The 17,969-nt window shown below is 38.8% G+C and carries 19 protein-coding genes and 1 riboswitch; of the genes, 10 read left to right on the forward strand and 9 right to left on the reverse strand.

Annotation, left to right across the window (positions count from 1 at the left end; genetic code table 11):
- Positions 1-136 precede the first annotated feature (136 nt).
- Entirely contained in the window at positions 137-367 is a 231-nt protein-coding gene (locus PLANO_RS12775) for a MerR family transcriptional regulator (RefSeq protein ID WP_038704826.1), read from the forward strand.
- 80 nt (positions 368-447) lie between these two features.
- On the opposite strand, the gene metX is transcribed toward PLANO_RS12775, so the two are convergent.
- Both metX and PLANO_RS12785 read right to left on the reverse strand, forming a co-directional pair.
- Entirely contained in the window at positions 448-1,461 is a 1,014-nt protein-coding gene (gene metX, locus PLANO_RS12780) for a homoserine O-acetyltransferase MetX (RefSeq protein ID WP_038704827.1), read from the reverse strand.
- Between the two features lie 12 nt (positions 1,462-1,473).
- The gene (locus PLANO_RS12785; protein WP_038704828.1) at positions 1,474-2,766 is read right to left on the reverse strand and encodes an O-acetylhomoserine aminocarboxypropyltransferase/cysteine synthase family protein; all 1,293 of its coding nucleotides are present in this window, start codon (positions 2,764-2,766) and stop codon (positions 1,474-1,476) included.
- Between the two features lie 95 nt (positions 2,767-2,861).
- Positions 2,862-2,979, reverse strand: a riboswitch (SAM riboswitch).
- 133 nt (positions 2,980-3,112) lie between these two features.
- Here PLANO_RS12785 and PLANO_RS12790 point away from each other — a divergent pair.
- Both PLANO_RS12790 and pepT read left to right on the forward strand, forming a co-directional pair.
- Positions 3,113-3,754, forward strand: a complete 642-nt coding sequence (locus tag PLANO_RS12790) for a glycerol-3-phosphate acyltransferase (protein ID WP_038704829.1) — start codon at positions 3,113-3,115, stop codon at positions 3,752-3,754.
- Positions 3,755-3,879: 125 nt separating this feature from the next.
- A complete protein-coding gene (gene pepT, locus PLANO_RS12795; protein ID WP_038704830.1) occupies positions 3,880-5,097 on the forward strand; it encodes a peptidase T in 1,218 nt (405 codons plus the stop codon).
- A gap of 46 nt (positions 5,098-5,143) precedes the next feature.
- Here the strand turns inward: pepT and PLANO_RS12800 are convergent, their stop codons facing one another.
- Positions 5,144-6,163: an STAS domain-containing protein gene (locus tag PLANO_RS12800; protein ID WP_038704831.1), complete on the reverse strand. Its 1,020-nt coding sequence runs from the start codon at positions 6,161-6,163 to the stop codon at positions 5,144-5,146.
- A gap of 128 nt (positions 6,164-6,291) precedes the next feature.
- On the opposite strand from PLANO_RS12800, the gene PLANO_RS12805 reads away from it, so the two are divergent.
- The 3 genes from PLANO_RS12805 to PLANO_RS12815 all read left to right on the forward strand — a co-directional run bounded on the left by PLANO_RS12805 (position 6,292) and on the right by PLANO_RS12815 (position 8,008).
- Positions 6,292-6,510 carry a hypothetical protein gene (locus tag PLANO_RS12805; RefSeq protein ID WP_038704832.1) on the forward strand — a complete coding sequence of 73 codons (219 nt, stop codon included), beginning with the start codon at positions 6,292-6,294 and terminating at the stop codon, positions 6,508-6,510.
- 94 nt (positions 6,511-6,604) lie between these two features.
- Positions 6,605-7,498: an EamA family transporter gene (locus PLANO_RS12810; RefSeq protein WP_038704833.1), complete on the forward strand. Its 894-nt coding sequence runs from the start codon at positions 6,605-6,607 to the stop codon at positions 7,496-7,498.
- 87 nt (positions 7,499-7,585) lie between these two features.
- On the forward strand, positions 7,586-8,008 hold the full coding sequence (locus PLANO_RS12815) for a pyridoxamine 5'-phosphate oxidase family protein (protein WP_038704834.1): 423 nt from the start codon (positions 7,586-7,588) through the stop codon (positions 8,006-8,008).
- Between the two features lie 33 nt (positions 8,009-8,041).
- On the opposite strand, the gene PLANO_RS12820 is transcribed toward PLANO_RS12815, so the two are convergent.
- Positions 8,042-8,476 carry an RrF2 family transcriptional regulator gene (locus tag PLANO_RS12820; protein ID WP_038704835.1) on the reverse strand — a complete coding sequence of 145 codons (435 nt, stop codon included), beginning with the start codon at positions 8,474-8,476 and terminating at the stop codon, positions 8,042-8,044.
- A 93-nt stretch (positions 8,477-8,569) separates the two neighbouring features.
- On the opposite strand from PLANO_RS12820, the gene hmpA (PLANO_RS12825) reads away from it, so the two are divergent.
- Positions 8,570-9,757, forward strand: a complete 1,188-nt coding sequence (gene hmpA, locus PLANO_RS12825) for an NO-inducible flavohemoprotein (protein ID WP_038704836.1) — start codon at positions 8,570-8,572, stop codon at positions 9,755-9,757.
- 295 nt (positions 9,758-10,052) lie between these two features.
- Positions 10,053-11,234: an NO-inducible flavohemoprotein gene (hmpA, locus tag PLANO_RS12830; RefSeq protein WP_038704837.1), complete on the forward strand. Its 1,182-nt coding sequence runs from the start codon at positions 10,053-10,055 to the stop codon at positions 11,232-11,234.
- Between the two features lie 75 nt (positions 11,235-11,309).
- Here hmpA (PLANO_RS12830) and PLANO_RS12835 read toward each other — a convergent pair whose 3' ends face one another.
- Positions 11,310-11,672, reverse strand: a complete 363-nt coding sequence (locus PLANO_RS12835; RefSeq protein ID WP_038704838.1) for a VOC family protein — start codon at positions 11,670-11,672, stop codon at positions 11,310-11,312.
- A 119-nt stretch (positions 11,673-11,791) separates the two neighbouring features.
- On the opposite strand from PLANO_RS12835, the gene PLANO_RS12840 reads away from it, so the two are divergent.
- Entirely contained in the window at positions 11,792-12,472 is a 681-nt protein-coding gene (locus PLANO_RS12840; RefSeq protein WP_038704839.1) for a hypothetical protein, read from the forward strand.
- 32 nt (positions 12,473-12,504) lie between these two features.
- Here the strand turns inward: PLANO_RS12840 and PLANO_RS12845 are convergent, their stop codons facing one another.
- Positions 12,505-13,329 carry a VLRF1 family aeRF1-type release factor gene (locus PLANO_RS12845; RefSeq protein ID WP_038704840.1) on the reverse strand — a complete coding sequence of 275 codons (825 nt, stop codon included), beginning with the start codon at positions 13,327-13,329 and terminating at the stop codon, positions 12,505-12,507.
- A gap of 163 nt (positions 13,330-13,492) precedes the next feature.
- On the opposite strand from PLANO_RS12845, the gene PLANO_RS12850 reads away from it, so the two are divergent.
- Positions 13,493-13,804 carry a DUF3243 domain-containing protein gene (locus PLANO_RS12850; RefSeq protein ID WP_038704841.1) on the forward strand — a complete coding sequence of 104 codons (312 nt, stop codon included), beginning with the start codon at positions 13,493-13,495 and terminating at the stop codon, positions 13,802-13,804.
- Positions 13,805-13,825: 21 nt separating this feature from the next.
- Here the strand turns inward: PLANO_RS12850 and PLANO_RS12855 are convergent, their stop codons facing one another.
- The 3 genes from PLANO_RS12855 to PLANO_RS12865 form a co-directional block, all read right to left on the reverse strand.
- Positions 13,826-15,094, reverse strand: coding sequence for an MDR family MFS transporter (locus PLANO_RS12855; RefSeq protein ID WP_038704842.1), 1,269 nt, complete (start codon positions 15,092-15,094; stop codon positions 13,826-13,828).
- Between the two features lie 51 nt (positions 15,095-15,145).
- Positions 15,146-17,272: an ATP-dependent helicase gene (locus tag PLANO_RS12860; RefSeq protein WP_038704843.1), complete on the reverse strand. Its 2,127-nt coding sequence runs from the start codon at positions 17,270-17,272 to the stop codon at positions 15,146-15,148.
- Positions 17,273-17,417: 145 nt separating this feature from the next.
- Positions 17,418-17,618, reverse strand: coding sequence for a YwbE family protein (locus PLANO_RS12865; RefSeq protein ID WP_038704844.1), 201 nt, complete (start codon positions 17,616-17,618; stop codon positions 17,418-17,420).
- Positions 17,619-17,969 lie beyond the last annotated feature (351 nt).

A 17,969-nucleotide genomic window follows, 5' to 3' on the forward strand; every position in this document is an offset into this window, starting at 1 on the left:
CCTAGAAGCCAAATTGTAGGAAATTAATTGATAAATTAGATAAAAACATAAAATATCACTATTAATATCAGGATATTAATGGTTTGAGCTAACGATCTTCTTCTATTATAATTAAAAGAAAAGAGGAGGCGATCCTATGTATATGACAGTCCAGGAAACTGCAGCTTTTTTATCCATGCCTGAAGAGCAAGTCGACCGTTACGTGTTAGAAGGCCGCATTCGCGCAGTCCATGACGGGGAGCAATACATGATCAACACTTCTCAATTCGGCACGCACTTTCAACAATTGGAAGAGGCTAAATTAGCTTTGGAAGAATGGCGTGCTACGCCGATTCCGGATGACGTAGATATAAAAGATGAAGACTAACTAATAAAAGCATCTAGGACGGGTATGTCCTAGATGCTTTTGTATGTCATCTTCTCCGTACGTAATTTCAATAAATTTGTTTACTGGATAAGTTCTGGTACTAAAAGACTTTTTAACTTATCTTCTATAAAACCTCCCCATTTTTCAAACTCTATCAAAAATCCATCATGTCCAAAATCGGTTTCAATGATTTTCCAAGCTGCAGTCGTTTGTTTTTCAAGCCAAGGAACCATAAGTTCATTCGGATAAAGTAAATCATGGGTAAAAGATAAAGAATAAACGGGAACTTCTATAATCGCATCTTTGATATCATGGGTGTTCATGGCTTTTAACAATATTAAATAGCTATTCGCATCAAAACGACCTGCTAATTTTTTTCCTTGATAATTTAAATATGACTGAACATTAAATTCGCCATCTTTATCGCTTCGTTCAAACCGTTTATTGAACATATTGCCGCTGCGATAAGTGACCATGCCTGCCATTCTAGCTACTTCAAATCCTTTGATCAAACTAGCATCTTTATAATTTCCACCGTTATATTCCTTATCATTTTCGATAGCCACTATCCCAATATGATTAAAGGCTACTCCATAATCACTGTAATACGGCGTTACGGCTAGCGGAAGTATTGCATCGACAAATTCAGGATACATTCTCCCCCATTCTAGCGTTTTCATCCCACCAAGAGATCCACCGATTACCCCAGCTACCTTTTCGATGCCCAGTTTTTTTAATGCTACATATTCCGCTCGGACCATATCCCGTATTGTTAATGTTGGGAACTCTGCATTGTAGGGAGTTCCTGTAATAGGATTTATCGATATAGGACCGGTTGATCCATGACAACCACCCAATACATTAAAAGTAATCACCTGAAAAATAGTTGTATCCACTGGTTTCCCTGGACCTATCATCCCTGCCCACCAGCCCGGATTTTGCTCTGTGCCTACTGCATATTGATCACCAGTCAGCGCATGACAAACCAGAATAACAGGAGCACCTTTATCTCCGAGACGTTCATATGCAAGTTCTACATGTTCTATCGTCTTAGCTGAGTCCAGGGTTAACGAGCCAATGGATACTTTTTTCATGCCGATTCCTCCTTATACTTTTTCTAACACGGTCACTTGTATTGCTTGCTCTAAGTCAGCGATTAAATCTTCAGCATTTTCTAATCCGACAGAGAGTCGGATTAGCTCTTCTGTTACGCCTGATGATTTCAGCTCATCATTGTTTAATTGTTGATGAGTCGTAGATGCTGGATGGATAATAAGTGACTTTGCATCGCCAACATTGGCAACATGGGACCAAAGCTTAATGCTGTCGATTACTTTGCGTCCTGCTTCTCGTCCACCTTTAATACCGAAGTTAACAATCGATCCATAACCATCGTTTTTCAAGTATTTCTTCGCAATTTGATGAGATGGATGATCTTCAAAGCCTAGGTAATTGACCCATTCAATTTGTGGATGCTGTTTTAAATACTCTGCGATAATTTGAGCATTGTTATTATGCTTTGGAATGCGCAAATGCAAAGTCTCTAATCCTTGCAACAATGCATGAGCGCTATCAGGACTTAACGATGGACCAAAGTCACGCAATAATTGAACACGTAATTTTGTCGCAAATGCAGCATTCGGTACATCAATACCATAACGTAGCCCGTGGTAAGTTTTGTCCGGCTCGGTATAGTTCGGGAAGCGTGGATTGTCCCAATTGAATTTCCCTGCGTCTACCGCTACTCCACCAATTGTCGTTCCGTGTCCACCAATCCATTTTGTCGCCGAATGAATGACAACATCTGCTCCAAATTCAATAGGATTACTGCCATATGGTGAAGCAAACGTATTATCAATCAATAATGGCAAACCATGTGCATGAGCAATTTCTGCCACTTTCTCTACATCAAAAACATTTAAACTTGGATTACCGATAATTTCCCCAAATACTGCTTTTGTTTTATCTGTAATGGCTGCTTTAAAATTCTCTGGGTTTGTCGCATCAACAAATTTTGTCGTAATTCCATAACGCGGCAATGTATTTGCAAATAGATTGTAAGTGCCTCCATAAAGACTGCTATCCGCTACGATTTCATCTCCAGCTTCTGCAATGTTCAAAATAGAAAAAGCGATTGCGGCCATTCCTGAAGAAAGAGCTACAGCTGCAGTCCCACCTTCTAGTAAAGCTACTCGTTGCTCAAATACATCAACTGTTGGATTCATAATACGTGAATAAATATTGCCGACATCTTTCAAACCAAATAAATCTTGTGCATGCTGGGTATCTTTAAAAACATAAGAAGTAGTTTTATATACCGGTACACCTCTCGATCCCGTTGTTGGATCTACTTGTTGTCCGCCGTGTAATAATAATGTTTCTGGTTTTAAGTTTGTCATTTTCCATTCCCCCTATTTTTTGTTTTGTAACTGCGAAGGGGGACGAAAAAAGCCCCCTTCGCTAAGAAGAGGGCCGAATATACGGAGTTTTCCTCCTCTTATCTGTCAGAACCTATAACTCCGGTTCTGTAGGAATTAGCACCTTTCCAGACAAAATCGTCTGTTGGTTGCCGGGCATCACAGGGCCTATCCCTCCGCCACTCTTGATAAGAGTATTAAATTTAGTTTTTGATCTTGTTTTGTAGTATAGGAACTTTATTTCTGTTTGTCAACCCTATTAATCAAAATATTTTGAAACCTCACTCTATTTTAAACGTTATCTATTAATAGAATGGAGGAACCGGCTATGTTTATTTGGATTTTGCTATTATTTTTTATCAGCTATTTAATTGGTTGTTGTCATGGCTCTTTGGCGGCACAGCTGTTATCTGGTGTGAATGTCAAAAACGCTGGGATCAAAAATTCTGGTGCCTCGAATGCCGCTATTGTTTTAGGTTGGAAATACGGATTGCTCGTTGCTATTATTGATATCTTTAAAGGTTTTGCGGCAGTTGCAGGGTTACGTTTACTACTAGGTTTAGGTAATTTCTCTCCTGAACTCATATGGACGATGCTATTTATTGGCGGTGCTGGAGTTATTTTGGGTCACAATTTCCCGTTCTTTATGAAGTTTGATGGAGGTAAAGGAACCGCTTCTGTTATTGGCGTCATGATCGCACTCGACTGGAAGCTTGGTATACTTGGCCTATTATTATTGATTGCCGTTTCTCTTATAACAAACTATCTTGTCATTGGTGTACTCGTGTTATATGCAGTTTTCTTTGTAATAGCATTTGTCCCTGCAATTGGATCTTGGCCGCTAGTAATCTCTACTCTTCTTTTCACAATGGCCATTTGGAAACACCGTGAAAATATTATGCGAATAAAGAATGGCAATGAAACAAAAGTATCTTCGATTTTTCGGAAGAAACCTTCAGCACCTATTTAATACGAGTGCAAAAAAAATTTTGTTATTAAAACGATGTCCACCCTGGGCATCGTTTTTCTTTTGCGACAGAATTTTCTTGCTTCGTGTTAAAATAGAATCAAGACTGATTTTAGGGGGATTTATACATGTTTGAATCGTTAATTGAACGACTTGTTCGTTATGCAAAAATTGATACACAATCTGATTTCACAAGTGAGTCAACACCTTCTACACCGGGGCAATGGGACTTACTCCACGAACTAGAAAAAGAAATGACAAGTATCGGACTCACAGATGTTGGTATGGACGATGCTGGGTACCTTTTTGGAACCTTGCCTGCAAATACAGATAAAAAAATTCCGGTCATTGGTTTTCTAGCTCACGTTGATACAGCGACTGATTTCACCGGGAAAAATGTCAATCCAAAACGTATCGATCATTACGATGGCCAAGATATCCAATTAAACGATAGCATCCAGATGACCGTATCTGATTTTCCTGATTTGAAAAATTACGTCGGTCATACGTTGATCACAACAGACGGCACGACACTTCTTGGTGCTGACAATAAAGCTGGTATTGCGGAAATTATGACAGCCATGGATTATTTAGCTCAGCACCCAGAAATCGAACACGGAGAAATTCGCGTCGCCTTTACACCTGATGAAGAGATTGGTCGTGGTCCTCATAAATTTGACGTTGATCGCTTTGGTGCAGAGTACGCTTATACGATGGATGGAGGTCCGCTTGGCGAATTACAATACGAGAGTTTTAATGCAGCGAGTGGTAAATTGATTGTTCAAGGGAAAAGTGTTCACCCAGGATCAGCTAAAGACAAAATGGTAAATGCGCAAACGGTCGCGATTCAATTCCAGCAAGAAATGCCCAAAAATGAAGTTCCTGAACTAACGGAGAACTATGAAGGATTTATTCATTTGAATAGTTTTGAAGGTACTGTGGAATCTGCTGAATTAAGCTATATCATTCGTGATTTTGATAAAGAAAAGTTTGAAGCGAAAAAGCGCCATATGCAAGCTGTTGCAGAAAAACTTCAGCAACAATATGGAGACGAAGCCATTCGTTTAGAAATAGAAGATCAATATTACAATATGCGCGAAAAAATCGAACCGGTTATGGAAATCGTCGACAACGCCGAACGTGCCATGATTACTTTAGGTATCAAACCGAATATTGTTCCAGTTCGTGGAGGTACCGACGGCTCTCAACTATCTTACATGGGACTTCCTACACCAAATATTTTTACAGGCGGCGAAAACTATCACGGGAAATACGAATTTATTTCCGCTGAAAACATGGAAAAAGCTGCACAAGTCATTATCGAAATTGTTAAATCAGCTAAATAAAACTCAAAAAAGACGTATTGGATCTAATCCAATACGTCTTTTCTTCTTATATAATACTTCTGCCATTTTGAGCTAATGCATAATGAATACCATGCTGCAAAGTTTGGAAACACTCGAACTTTGATAAATTGATAGATGCCTCTGTAATGGTCTGGCTCATCTTCGCTGAAATACCAACCAAAATGGTTTGTGTGCCGATTAAAGAAGCTGTCGACCCAAGTTTTTCAATCAACATTGCCGCATGTTGTGTGAAATTAGTATTTAACCCTGTCAGGTCCAAAATTAAGTATTTGGATTTATACTTTGGCATATTCTGCAAAGTTTTCACTAATAGTTCCTCTGCACGCGCCTCATCATATGTTCCGAGTAGCGGGACGACAACAATATCTTCAAGAACTGGAATAAGTGGTGAGGAAATCTCTTTGATCATATCACTGAGTTCCTGTGTCTTTTCATCTACCAATCGTTCCAGTTCATTGATTTTTTCCGCTTCCTTTAAACGAGACAAACGATGAATGTTTTTTTCAATAGTCTCCTCTGAAGGAAAATATTGAATGACACTTTCTTCAAAGCCGTCTAGCTGATGATGCACGATCTTGTACCAAATGTTCTCATTGAATAACGAAGAGAAAATGCCGGCGTAATGGGCAGGCAGAAAGCTGCCCCCCTCCGTTTTTTCTTGTGCTACATTTATTAAATGCTCCCAGCTGTTTTTTAAATGTACTTTTAACGTACGTGCTTCTATATTCAAGTCTTTAATTTCTGCTAGTCCCCACCCTGCAGAAGCATACGTGTTCGTGATCAATTGAGACGCCTCTGCAACAGAGACATCTTCCATGCTCTGAAAATATCCTCCTACTATTAAACCCTGACGAAATCCTGTTGATTCTAACACGACATTTGCAGCATCCTCCCCAGAAATTTCTTCTATAGAGTCGAAAAACATTTTCATAGCTGTCGATGTCCAAAAAAGAACAGATTCCTGTCCTTCAAATAAAAAACGTCCTTTGGCCAAATCCCATTCGAAATTTAAGCCTCCTACGGTTATAGCTGGATTAGTAGTCATTATAAAGCTCCTCCCGATCATTGATTTTATTTTATCACAATTGCTATTTTCTTAAGTAAAAACTTCATGTTTTAAAATTTTCATTTAAGGAATATATATAATAATACAAAAAGGAAGAGGTGTACTCTATGTCAGAAAAAGAGCGCGACCGTAAACCGAGTGATCAGGCTCCTATGGACAATCCTGAGCAGTATAAAACAGATGAGAAAACTTTAACCGAAATGCATAAAGAAGAAATGAACGTCGATCCTATTCCCATGGAAGACTTAAAACAAGAGCAACGAGATGAAAAAGATAAACGTGGTTCGAAAGACAGTTCTTCAAGTCAAGAAAAATTTCCAGAGTAAACAACATAAGTGAACGTTTAGTAAAAAACCCGTAGAGACTAGTCTCTACGGGTTTTTTATGCTATGATTCTCATTTGAACAGGAGTGAAAACGAATGAAAAACTGGATTTATCCACTTATGGTCGTTGTAGCAGCTAGCTGTTATGGGGTCCTTTCCACGATTATAAAGGTAGCTATGAAAAATGGTTTCACCGCTGCAGAAGCAGTTACTAGTCAATACTTTATTGGGTTCGCATTAGCGGCTCTTTTATTTTTTGTCACACAACGTAAAATGCCCAAAATTAAAGGGTGGAAAATATTAGTGCTTTCCGGTAGTTCTACGGCAGTCACGGGTATGGTTTACGCACATTCATTAAACTATTTGCCTGCTTCTTTAGCGGTTGTCCTTCTTTTCCAGTTTACATGGATTGGTATGTTTCTTGATTGTATTGTGAATCGAAGATGGCTTAAGAGAACAGAAGTGTTTTCTTTAATTTTATTATTTGCAGGTACTCTACTTGCAGCTGGTATTATCGGCACTGACTTGAGTGGAATTCAATGGCAAGGTTGGGCTTGGGGAATGGGCGCTGCTTTTTGTTTTTCAGCATTCATGTTTATTAATGGTAAACAAATTCCTGGTATGGATACTTCTGCACGCCTGTTCTACGTATCGTTTTTCGCAGCCATAGTCGTCGGGTTTTTCCAAACACCTGAAATTGTTTGGAACGGACAGTTGTTTAGTGAAGGCTTATGGATATACGGATTATTACTGGGCTTTTTCGGCATAATTATGCCGATTTATTTCTTCTCGGTCGCCGTGCCACATGTTGGCTCTGGACTCGCTTCTATTTTAAGTGCAATGGAGTTGCCAGTCGCTGTAGTAGCATCTGTACTCATCTTGCATGAGACATTATCTCTTCTTCAAATCTTAGGAATTTTTATCATTTTAATCGGAATGATACTTCCGAGTATGTTTGATCGAACCCCTAAAATAGTTCAACAGATTTAACGGCCTGCTGCTCCAGCAGGTCGTTTTATGTTTAGTTCGAGCAAAATAAGGAATAGATAACTACAAAGACAAAAGGAGTGGTACTGGATGAATCAACAAGAAGTAAAAAAAGAGGCATTAAAAATACTCGAAAAAAGTTATGTGGGAACACTTGCAACTGTTAAAGGCAACAAACCCCATTCGCGTTATATGACTTTTTTTAACGATGATTTCACACTCTATACGGCTACAAGTAAAAAAACACAAAAAGTTGATGAATTAGAAGCAAACCCTCATGCCCATATACTTTTAGGCTATGACGGTGAAGGCGTTGGCGATTCATTCCTAGAGATTGAAGGAAGCATGTCGCTAAATGATGATCGTGAAATGATTGATAAAGTGTGGAACGAACATTTAGAAGGCTGGTTTGAAGGTCCGGATGATCCAAACTTAACCATTCTTGCGATTAAACCAACCCGTGTACGCTTAATGAATAAAAAAGGACAAGAACCACAAACTCTCGAACTGTAAACAAAAAACCGGCTCAACGTTATGAGCCGGTTTTTATGTTTTAAGAATTTCGCGAAGTCCTTCTTTATTGAACATTAAATCTTCAAGCGTATATTCATCAAGCACTGTCAAGTAAGCATGAAGCGCCTTCCCTAAAACGCCGCGAAGGCCACATACCGGTGAAATTGGACATCGATTTGTAGCTGAATCAAAACATTCGACCAAATGAAAATCATCTTCCATTTTTCTCACGACAGTCCCAACATTAATGTTTTGCGGGAGATCCGCAAGACGAATACCGCCACCACGACCTCTAACAGTTTGGATAAACCCGGCTTTTCCAAGTTCAAATGTAACTTTAGTTAAATGATTTTTAGATATATTATATGCTTCAGAAATTTCTTGTATGGTTGTCAGCTTATCAGCTTCTTTTGTGCCTAAATAGATCAATACACGTAATGAGAAGTCTGTATACATGGTCAATTTCATTTTTCTCACCTCTTCTGCCTGTCTATTATAGCGATTTTATCATTTGTTCGAAAGTAAATGAACCTCGACCAAAATAGAAAAGGAGTGTTTTATATGTTATCAGAACAAACACGCGAAATCGTTAAATCTACTATACCTGTTTTAGAAGAACACGGAGTAGCTATTACTACTCGATTTTATGAAAATCTTTTCGTCGCTCATCCTGAATTGCTCAACATTTTTAATCAAGCAAATCAAGCACAAGGTCGACAACAAGCTGCACTTGCAAGTTCTGTACACGCAGCTGCCGTTCATATTGATAATTTAGAAGAAATATTGCCAACGGTTGTTCAAGTGGCACATAAACATGTAAGCGTAGGTGTCTTACCTGAACATTACCCTATTGTTGGTGAGTATTTATTAAAAGCGATGAAAGAAGTATTAGGGGATGCCGCAACCGATGAGATTCTTGAAGCTTGGGCTGAAGCATATGGCGTTATTGCAGATGCTTTCATACAGGTTGAGAAAGACATGTACAAAGAAACCGAAGAACAAAAAGATGGTTGGATGTTTTTTAAAGATTTTATAGTAGCACGAAAAGTAAAGGAAAGTGACGTCATTACTTCTTTCTACTTGAAACCTGCAGACGGATCGAATATACCACCTTATACACCGGGTCAATATATTTCAATTCGTTTGACAATGCCCGGAGAAGAATTTTTAGTTATTCGCCAGTACAGTCTTTCTCAAGCACCGAATCCAAACGAATTCCGCATTTCCGTTAAAAGTGAAAATGACAACGATCCAAATGGCGTAGTCTCAAACTATTTGCATCGCAGCCTCAATGAAGGTGACCCCATTGAAGTAAGCGCTCCAGCTGGTGTCTTCGTTTTAGATGTCTCGAAAACTACACCGGTGGCTTTTATTAGTGGGGGTGTCGGTATTACCCCGATGATGAGCATGTTTGAAACGGTTGCGCATTCTACGCCCGAACGTTCCACTACATTCTTGCATGGAGCGCGAAATGCAAATCAGCACGCATTCGATTTAGATATTCAATCGTATGCCGAAAAAATGGAGAATGCTCGCTATAAAACCGTTTATTCAGATGAGCCCAATGGTTTTATTACCCGGAAAATGCTAGAAGACTACGTAGATCCTGCGAGTGATGTTTACGTATGTGGACCACCTCGCTTCATGGAAATTATGATCCACGAGTTGCACGGCATGGGGATTCCAGAAGAACAAATCCATTACGAGTTTTTCGGCCCGGCGATGGATTTACGTATGGATGATGAATAAATGCACTATCGCCCAGCATCCGCTGGGCTTTTTTGCGCTTGGACAGTATTTCGTGTATTTGGACAGTAAGTGATGTCATTCGGACAGTATTTCATCAATTTGGACAGTATTCGAACGGAAGTCGACAGTATCGCCATTTAATGGTAATAAAAACATTAAAAGATGATGCACTTACTTGATGTGACACTTTTGTGAACCTAAATGTGTCTAAATTTTAAAGATGTATTTTAAATGTATCTTTAAAAAGATTACAAGAGTATAGTCAAGTTATAGAAAACAAAAGGAGAGATTGACTATGTTATCAGTAGAAACAAGAACAATCATTAAATCCACAGTACCGGTATTAGAACAACATGGTGGAGCGATTACAACAGTATTTTACAAAAATCTGTTTGAAGCGCATCCAGAACTTTTAAATATATTTAATCACGCAAATCAAAAACAAGGTCGTCAGCAAGCAGCTTTAGCAAACACGGTTTATGCTGCAGCCGTTCACATTGACAATCTTGAAGCCATTCTTCCAGCAGTTGTGCAAATTGCCAATAAACACGTTAGTTTAGGCGTCAAACCTGAACATTATCCAATTGTTGGTGAGTTCCTATTAAAAGCCATCAAAGAAGTATTGGGTGATGCAGCAACAGATGAAATTATGGGAGCTTGGGAACAAGCTTATGGCGTTATCGCAGATGCCTTTATCGGCGTTGAAAAAGACATGTACGCAAATATGGAAACGCAAGAAAATGGCTGGAGTGTATTTAAGGAATTCACAATTGTCCGCAAAGAAAAAGAAAGCGACAATATCACTTCTTTCTATTTGAAACCAGTGGATGGTAAAAACGTTCCTACTTACAAACCTGGCCAATACATTTCTGTACGCATGGCAATTCCAGGCGAACAATTTTTATTCAATCGTCAATATAGCCTTTCTCAAGCAGCTCGTGAAGACGAATTCCGCATCTCTGTTAAACGTGATGCAGATAATGACCCGAACGGTCGCGTATCGGTTTACTTACACGATGAAATGAATGTAGGCGATCGCTTTGAAGTGAGTGCACCTGCTGGCGAATTTGTTCTTGATACAGAAAAAGATTCACCCGTCGCGTTTGTTAGTGGTGGCGTTGGGATTACACCAATGATGAGTATGTTTGAAACAGTTGCGACATTAACACCAGAACGTCCAACTACTTTCCTTCACGCTGCGCGTAATGAATCAATGCATGCTTTCGACAAAGACATTCAAAAACATGTTAATTCGATGGAAAATGCTAGCTACAAAACACTATACTCAGATCAGCCCGAAGGCTATATAACTCGTGCTATTTTAGAGGAGTATGTTGACATCACAGGTGATGTTTATGTATGTGGTCCTGTTCCATTTATGGAAGCAATGATTCAAGAATTGCATGCACTTGGCATGAAAGAAGAACAAATTCACTTTGAATTCTTTGGTCCAGCTGTCGCTCTTCAAACTGTATAAACCCTTTAAAAGCTGTCCATTTGGGCAGCTTTTTTGCAAATAACAATCGCTCTGCTTTTTGCAGAGCGATTTCATTTATTTTAAAAACTCTAACCGATTTCCAAAAGGATCAAAAACAAAAAACCGTTCGACCTCTGGAATACTGTCATCTTCTTTAAAATCTATTTTATTCGCTAGTAAATATTCTTTCATTTCCGTATAACCCGCTACACGAAATGCCGGATGCGCTTTTTTTGCTGGCGAAAAAGGATCTTCAACGCCTACATGCAACTGCTGGTCTCCAAACTCAAACCAAATTCCTCCTCTTGCTTTTAACGCTTCAGGCTTCTCAATTTTCTTCATCCCTAAAACTCCTGCGTAAAAAGAATCTGCCATTTCCTCTTGTCCAGCAGGTGCTGCCACTTGCACATGATCAATTCGCAAAACAGAAAATTTCATATCCTCACTCCTTTACTCGATTTTATCCATTTTCTTAATATTTTCCAAAAGAAATCTTTACGTGCACTTTGCAAACAACTAGTATTTACCGTAGCATAATTAAAAAGAGGTGAATCGTAATGACTTTTCCGCAACAAGCTAAGTATGGATTAAGTACACAATCTGTAGTAGTCGATCGTATGCCACAACAAAAACTTAACGCAGATATTCCTGCCATGATAGAAGAGTTAAAAGTTTGGTGTGATACGGATAATGCTGGCGTGGCTGTTTCTTATTTTTTCCGACAATACGCGTTGTATGTAACCGCTCAATTTAGTTTACTCTATCAATATAATGGTTATTTTGATATAGATTGGCGAAAGTTACAATTTGACCGCGTTCATAATTATGGATTGCCCTTATTACAAACGCATGTACCTTCTTCTACTTTTAAAACGATTGACTCGGATAAACGATTCCATGCCTTTCACGATATTCTTTATAAGCAAGTAGATGACTTGAGAACGGAGTTCAAAAAACACATAAAAATTTCACCCCTTACTTGCTGGGAAAATATTCTAGGTTCCTTGTTATGGTTTTATGCCAGTTTAGAACCACGAAATCCTCGACTAGTCGCTGAAGACATAGAATGGTTGCTAGAGAATGAGAACTGGAAGCCTATCAAAACATCTTACCTGGAAAAATTACTTGGTAACATGTCATTGCAACAAGCTATTTCAAAGCCGCTCCGCAAAACGTGTTGTCTCTATAAAGAAATGCCTGATTTTGCTACTTGTACATTTTGCCCAAAACCAAACTAAAAACACCTCAGCAAAATGCTGAGGTGTTCATTTTATACTTCAAATACTTCGTGTAGAATTTTTCCAGGATCGTTGTTCATTAAGTTTTTATATACACAGCTTTTTGGTTTTTGTTGAAGTGTTTTAGCAAATGATTTGGCGTGGTCGGCTTCTCCAACCACATGAATTTCTTCCCATTTGCGTTCTTTTTTCAACTTATCCATTTTGCCACCCATGTCTTTATAAAAACGCTCTAAGTTTTCTTTTAGTCTGTGGTCTAGTTCATCAGAGGGACTTCCCCCACCACCACCTGTGACTGTGCTACCTGCACCAACGCCTACTCGACCTGAGCTACGTGCACCCTTTTGTTCAGTCCACACTTCTAGTCCTGAATCAAACTCATAAAAGAACTCTTCGTTAATAATCCCCATAGAAGTATCAATAACACGGATTCCTTTAAAACCTGGTAAAACGATACCCGCGTATGGATATGCTTTATACATATATCTCAGTTCTTCTAATTCAGGTTTGTTTTCCCAATGGAAACTTGTTTTGACCGGTACTTGCACATAATGTACAGACCAAAGATCGTTTTGCTCAGAAGCAAAAATAACGACCCCTTTTTGAAGTTCATTTTGATTGTCTAGTATTTCTTTTTCCACTTTTTTTCTTATATTTTTATATGCCTTCATTTCTTCTTCATTATTTGATGCTTTTAAGTATTCATCTAATCGCTTTAAACCATTTTTCAGATGGATCTTCCATGCCCCATTCTGAGCATTCAGGTCAGTTGGATTGGTATTCAAATATACACTTAACACGCAACGATCTGGACATTCGAAACTTTTCAATTCCTGGATTTTGTCGTATAAGGTCATTTAGTCATCCTCCTCTTTATATTCCACCGTCACTATCTGATTACCCTTAAGCATTTAATTTAAACGAATTTTCCGAACCTTTATTATGAATTTGATGTTTAAACTATCGAATCAGTGGTAAATAAACACTGTATTGAAAAATCACAAGGGAGTTGGCGAAGAAATGGAAAACATCAATAAACAAGTTGAAGAAAAGTTATCAAATACAGATGAACAGAAAAAAGAACAGATTTTAGCGGATTTTTCCGTATTCATTAATTACTTGAGTGAAAAAGTAGCATTAGGCGAGAAAATGGGATTAAGCGAAGAACGCATTGCACAACTAGCAGAGAAAGTTGCATCTCATCTTGCGAAAAAAGAAGATCCTAAAAATAGTGAAGAATACTTACTACAACGTTTGTGGCAGGTTGGCGACAAAGACCAGCAACATATGTTAGCACATATGCTAGTGAAATTGGCTAAAGATCAAAACTAAATTAAATACAAAAGGCCTTCCTCAATGGGAAGGCCTTTTTTCGTACAATTTGAACATCAGTAGATAAACAAAGCCACTTGTAATTGCGAGGAGACCAAGAATGCCAAAAGTCCATGGAAAGCCAAACCAAGCAGTCATTGGGATGGAAATTGGTGCAATCATACGACCGATGGTATAACGCATACTCGCAGCGGCAAAATATTGGCCACGCATATCTTCAGGTGCTAGTTTTGAAATAAAACTTTGTTGTAGACCAACCACCATCAATTCGGCAAATGTAAAGATGGCCATTGCTACAACAAACATCCAAAACCAGGAAGTTAGCGGGAATAACCACATCGCCAGTCCGTAAAAAGCAGCTGAGGCAAAGAAAACCCATTTCTCTGGAAACTTCGTCATCCATCTTGTCACAACCACAGTGAGTAACGCAACGAACAATCCATTTTCAGCGAGTAAGAGTCCAAAAGAAGTCTCCCCAGTAACAAACCATTCCCTATCAAATAAGGTCGCGATCGTTTGACTATCAATTGTTTCTTTTAAGTAAATCGGGATGAGTAAATCTAATTGCATAAAGGTTTGGGCACCTAAAATCCCAGCAATGATGAATAATAAGAACAGACGATCTTTAAAGATTAAACCATATTCTTTAAACTGCTTTGAAATGGCGCCAACCCAGCCTATCGCCGTTTGCGACTGCCATTTGTTTACCATTTCTTGCGATAAGGTTTCTCTTGTCAAAAATCTCAATACTAAACCGAGTAGCATTGAAATAACTGTCACTACTAGCAATAATTCAAATCGATACGAGAAGAAAAGTACCGCGCCAAATAATGGACCTACTACTACCGCAATGTTTAAAGTCGTATAAAAAATAGCGAAGACATCACTTCTGTATTTTTCAGGTACAACATCCGCAATCATTGCCTGACTTGCCGGCCAATACAACGAGCCGCACATTCCTGCAAGTGTAAACGCTACAAACCCGAGCTCAGGAGATTGCATCCAAGGTGAATTGGCAAAGGCAAATAGCAAAAACGAAAACCCTTGTGCTACAGATGCAACAACAAGCATACGCTTACGACCAAAACGGTCTGCGCAATACCCACCGACTAAGTTTGCTGCTACAGAAAAAACTTGTGAAATTACGAGTAATAGTCCTGCGGTTCCTTTACCAAATTCTTCAGCAAAATAAATCGCTAAAAACGGGAATACCATCCAATAACTTGTATTCATGAAAAATTCGCCTATTAAACGAACTTTTAAACTTCGATCCCAGTCCCTCAATCTCATCTTTAGTTCCCCGCGTTCTTCTCTATGTCACATCTGCCTTTTGCAGAAGCGCTACTCGATCGTCTCTAATAATTTATAGCTTATGCAAATATCAATCATTAAGTCTTTTCTTTCTTTTGCAAATTGAATAGAAATCCGATCTTTGTCTCGTTCGACAATTTTTCCTGCTCCAAAAACGCGGTGACGAACCCGAACACCTTCACGCAAAACCTCTTCCGTGTGGATCGCATTTGGATTATCCGGAACTTTAACTTTAATAGGAGTTTTAGCTTTATCACTTTGAGTTGTGGCTAGTCTTTTTTCAGGAACAATGAGTTTACGCACTTCTCCAACAAAACGTGATTCGTTGCCATGACTAACCAGTTCTAAATGCGTTTTTGCTCTTGTCATGCCTACATAAAACAATCGACGTGCTTCTTCCAATAAATCAGGCGTTTCCGCATCGTCTTCTGTTGGAATAACACCTTCTACCAAATCAATCATATAAACCCGTTCAAATTCCAAGCCTTTTGAGCTGTGGAAAGTAGATAAGGTAAGCATATCGTCGGTTTTTTCTTTTTTAGCTTGTTGCGTTACTTGTTCTAATTGCTTGAGACGTTTAGCAAATGCCGTCATTGAGTCTAGCGGTTCTGCTATTTGTTCTAAAGTGGTAAGGATTTGTGCCAAGTACGTCATTTTCATCCCAAATTTCTCGGCACGACTGGCAAGCATTTGGTCGTAACCCATTTCCCCACGAATCGTTCGAATCACTTTTAAAGGTTTCATATTATTTAATGCTTCAAACCATTTTTTTTGCTCAGCCAAAATTTTAAGTTGATAGTCTTTTAATGTAATCGTCAAATTGATGTCGTCAAAGGCATGCTTACCTGTTGGCTTCATTCGACTCAGCATTTTCAATTGACTGCTTGACCAATACGCATTGGTTTTAGAAGCTACTTTTGAATAAATATCAATACGTTCCGGCTTTAAGCTAAAACGCATAAAATTCAACATGTCTTCCACAATCCAATGCGAGAAAAAGCGATTGTCCGAATCCTTCATATAAAACGGAATGCCTAAACGCTCAAGCTCGCTCATTAATAAAGTTGAAGATGAATTATTGCGATACAGAATAGCTACATCTCCATAGTCCGTCAATTCCTTCAATTCTTTTAGCACGTATTTAAATTGTGCATCTTCTGAACTTAATCGTTTCAAGACAATTGGATCACCTTCGCCTTGTTTGGTGAACATGTTTTTATCGTGACGCTTTTTATTGGTTTTAATAAATGCATTCGCAGTATGAACGATGTTCTGAGAGGAACGATAATTACGCTCCATTTTCATAATATAGGCGTTTGGATAAACGGTTCTAAACTTTAGTAAATACGTAGGTTCAGCGGCTCTCCACGTATAAATCGATTGATCGTCATCTGCCACGACACACAGGTTTTGGTGGCGTGCTACTAATTTCTCTACAATAGCATGTTGAATCTGCGAAGTATCTTGGCTTTCGTCTGTCATCACATAATCCCAGCGTCCTTGATACTTTGCTAGTAAGCTTTTATCTTTTTCTAAAGCCTCATAAGCGAGTGAGAGCATGTCATCAAAATCTACTAACCTTACGTCATAGTTTTCTTTGAAAGCTTCATAGGTTTTTAAGATTTCAATCGCTCCAGGAAAAGGTTCTTTTAGTTTAGCCCATTGCTTTCTTGGCAACATTTTATTCTTTACGAAACTAATAAACGAAATCAATTCTTCTAATTGATCGTCAGTAATTGGTTCATCGTTTTCTGTCCGGTACATTTCTCGAAGCAATTTCTTTTTATGAAGACCATTTGTTTCATTGCCTTCGATCATGAGATAACGTGATCCTGAAAAATAATCTCGAGTGATTTGAAAAGCTAAACTATGAATCGTAGAAAAATCAATAGGTTGTAATGTTGGGAAAAAACGTTTGTAACGCTCAAGCATATCGTTAGCTGAGGCTTTACTAAACGTAATCGCTTTGATCCGTGATGGGAAAACTCCTTTTTCCTCTATTAAATACCCGATTCGCATGATCATTGTGGTGGTTTTCCCAGATCCAGGACACGCTAGTAACAACAATGGACCTTCTGTTCGTTCGACTGCTTTTCGCTGTATTTTATTTAATTGAACTCCCAGTTCCTGTTTTTTTCGTTCAAAGAATTGGCTCATTATAAGAGACTCCTTCATTTTTTCAATACCCCTATATTAACACAAAACCGGACCCTTTTTATGGGTCCGGTTTTGGTGATTTTGTCTTTATTGATTATTGTACGTCTTTCCATCTTCTCGTAAATTTCAGGTTTAAAAATCACATTTACTTTCCAGTCAAAATTTCACAAACTCTTCCTACTTGTCCGTCTTCTAAACGTACTTTAATGCCGTGTGGATGAGTCGCTGAGTTTGTCAGTAAATCCTTAACAACTCCTTGTGTTTTCTTGCCTGAGCGCTGATCCTGTTTTAAAATCACGTTTACTTCAATACCTGGTTTCACGTCACTTCTTTTTTTGCCGTCCATGCTTATCCCTCCTAGCTTTCTTCTACTATACGCTATTCTTTCTAGACCGACAAAAAGACGGGGAGTTATCCCCGTCTCATGTCGTAGACAAAAGAGTTATTACGTTAGTTAACGAATAAACATTCATCTTATCCTATATACAGGATCCTTCGCTCCATGCGGACGCTTTCCGCGGACGAAGCGCTGAGCCTCCTCGTCGCAAGCTCCTGCGGGGTCTCATCACTCCGTTTTTCCGCAGGAGTCGCCGCATTGCGCTCCGTATCCTTGTGTGATTACTCATCAATCTTATTGAAAAGTAAATTCGCTGGTTACTCTCTCTGATTGGAACCTCATGCTAGCAACCGTTCTGGC

This window comes from Planococcus sp. PAMC 21323 (genome assembly GCF_000785555.1).
Classification (GTDB): Bacteria; Bacillota; Bacilli; order Bacillales_A; family Planococcaceae; genus Planococcus.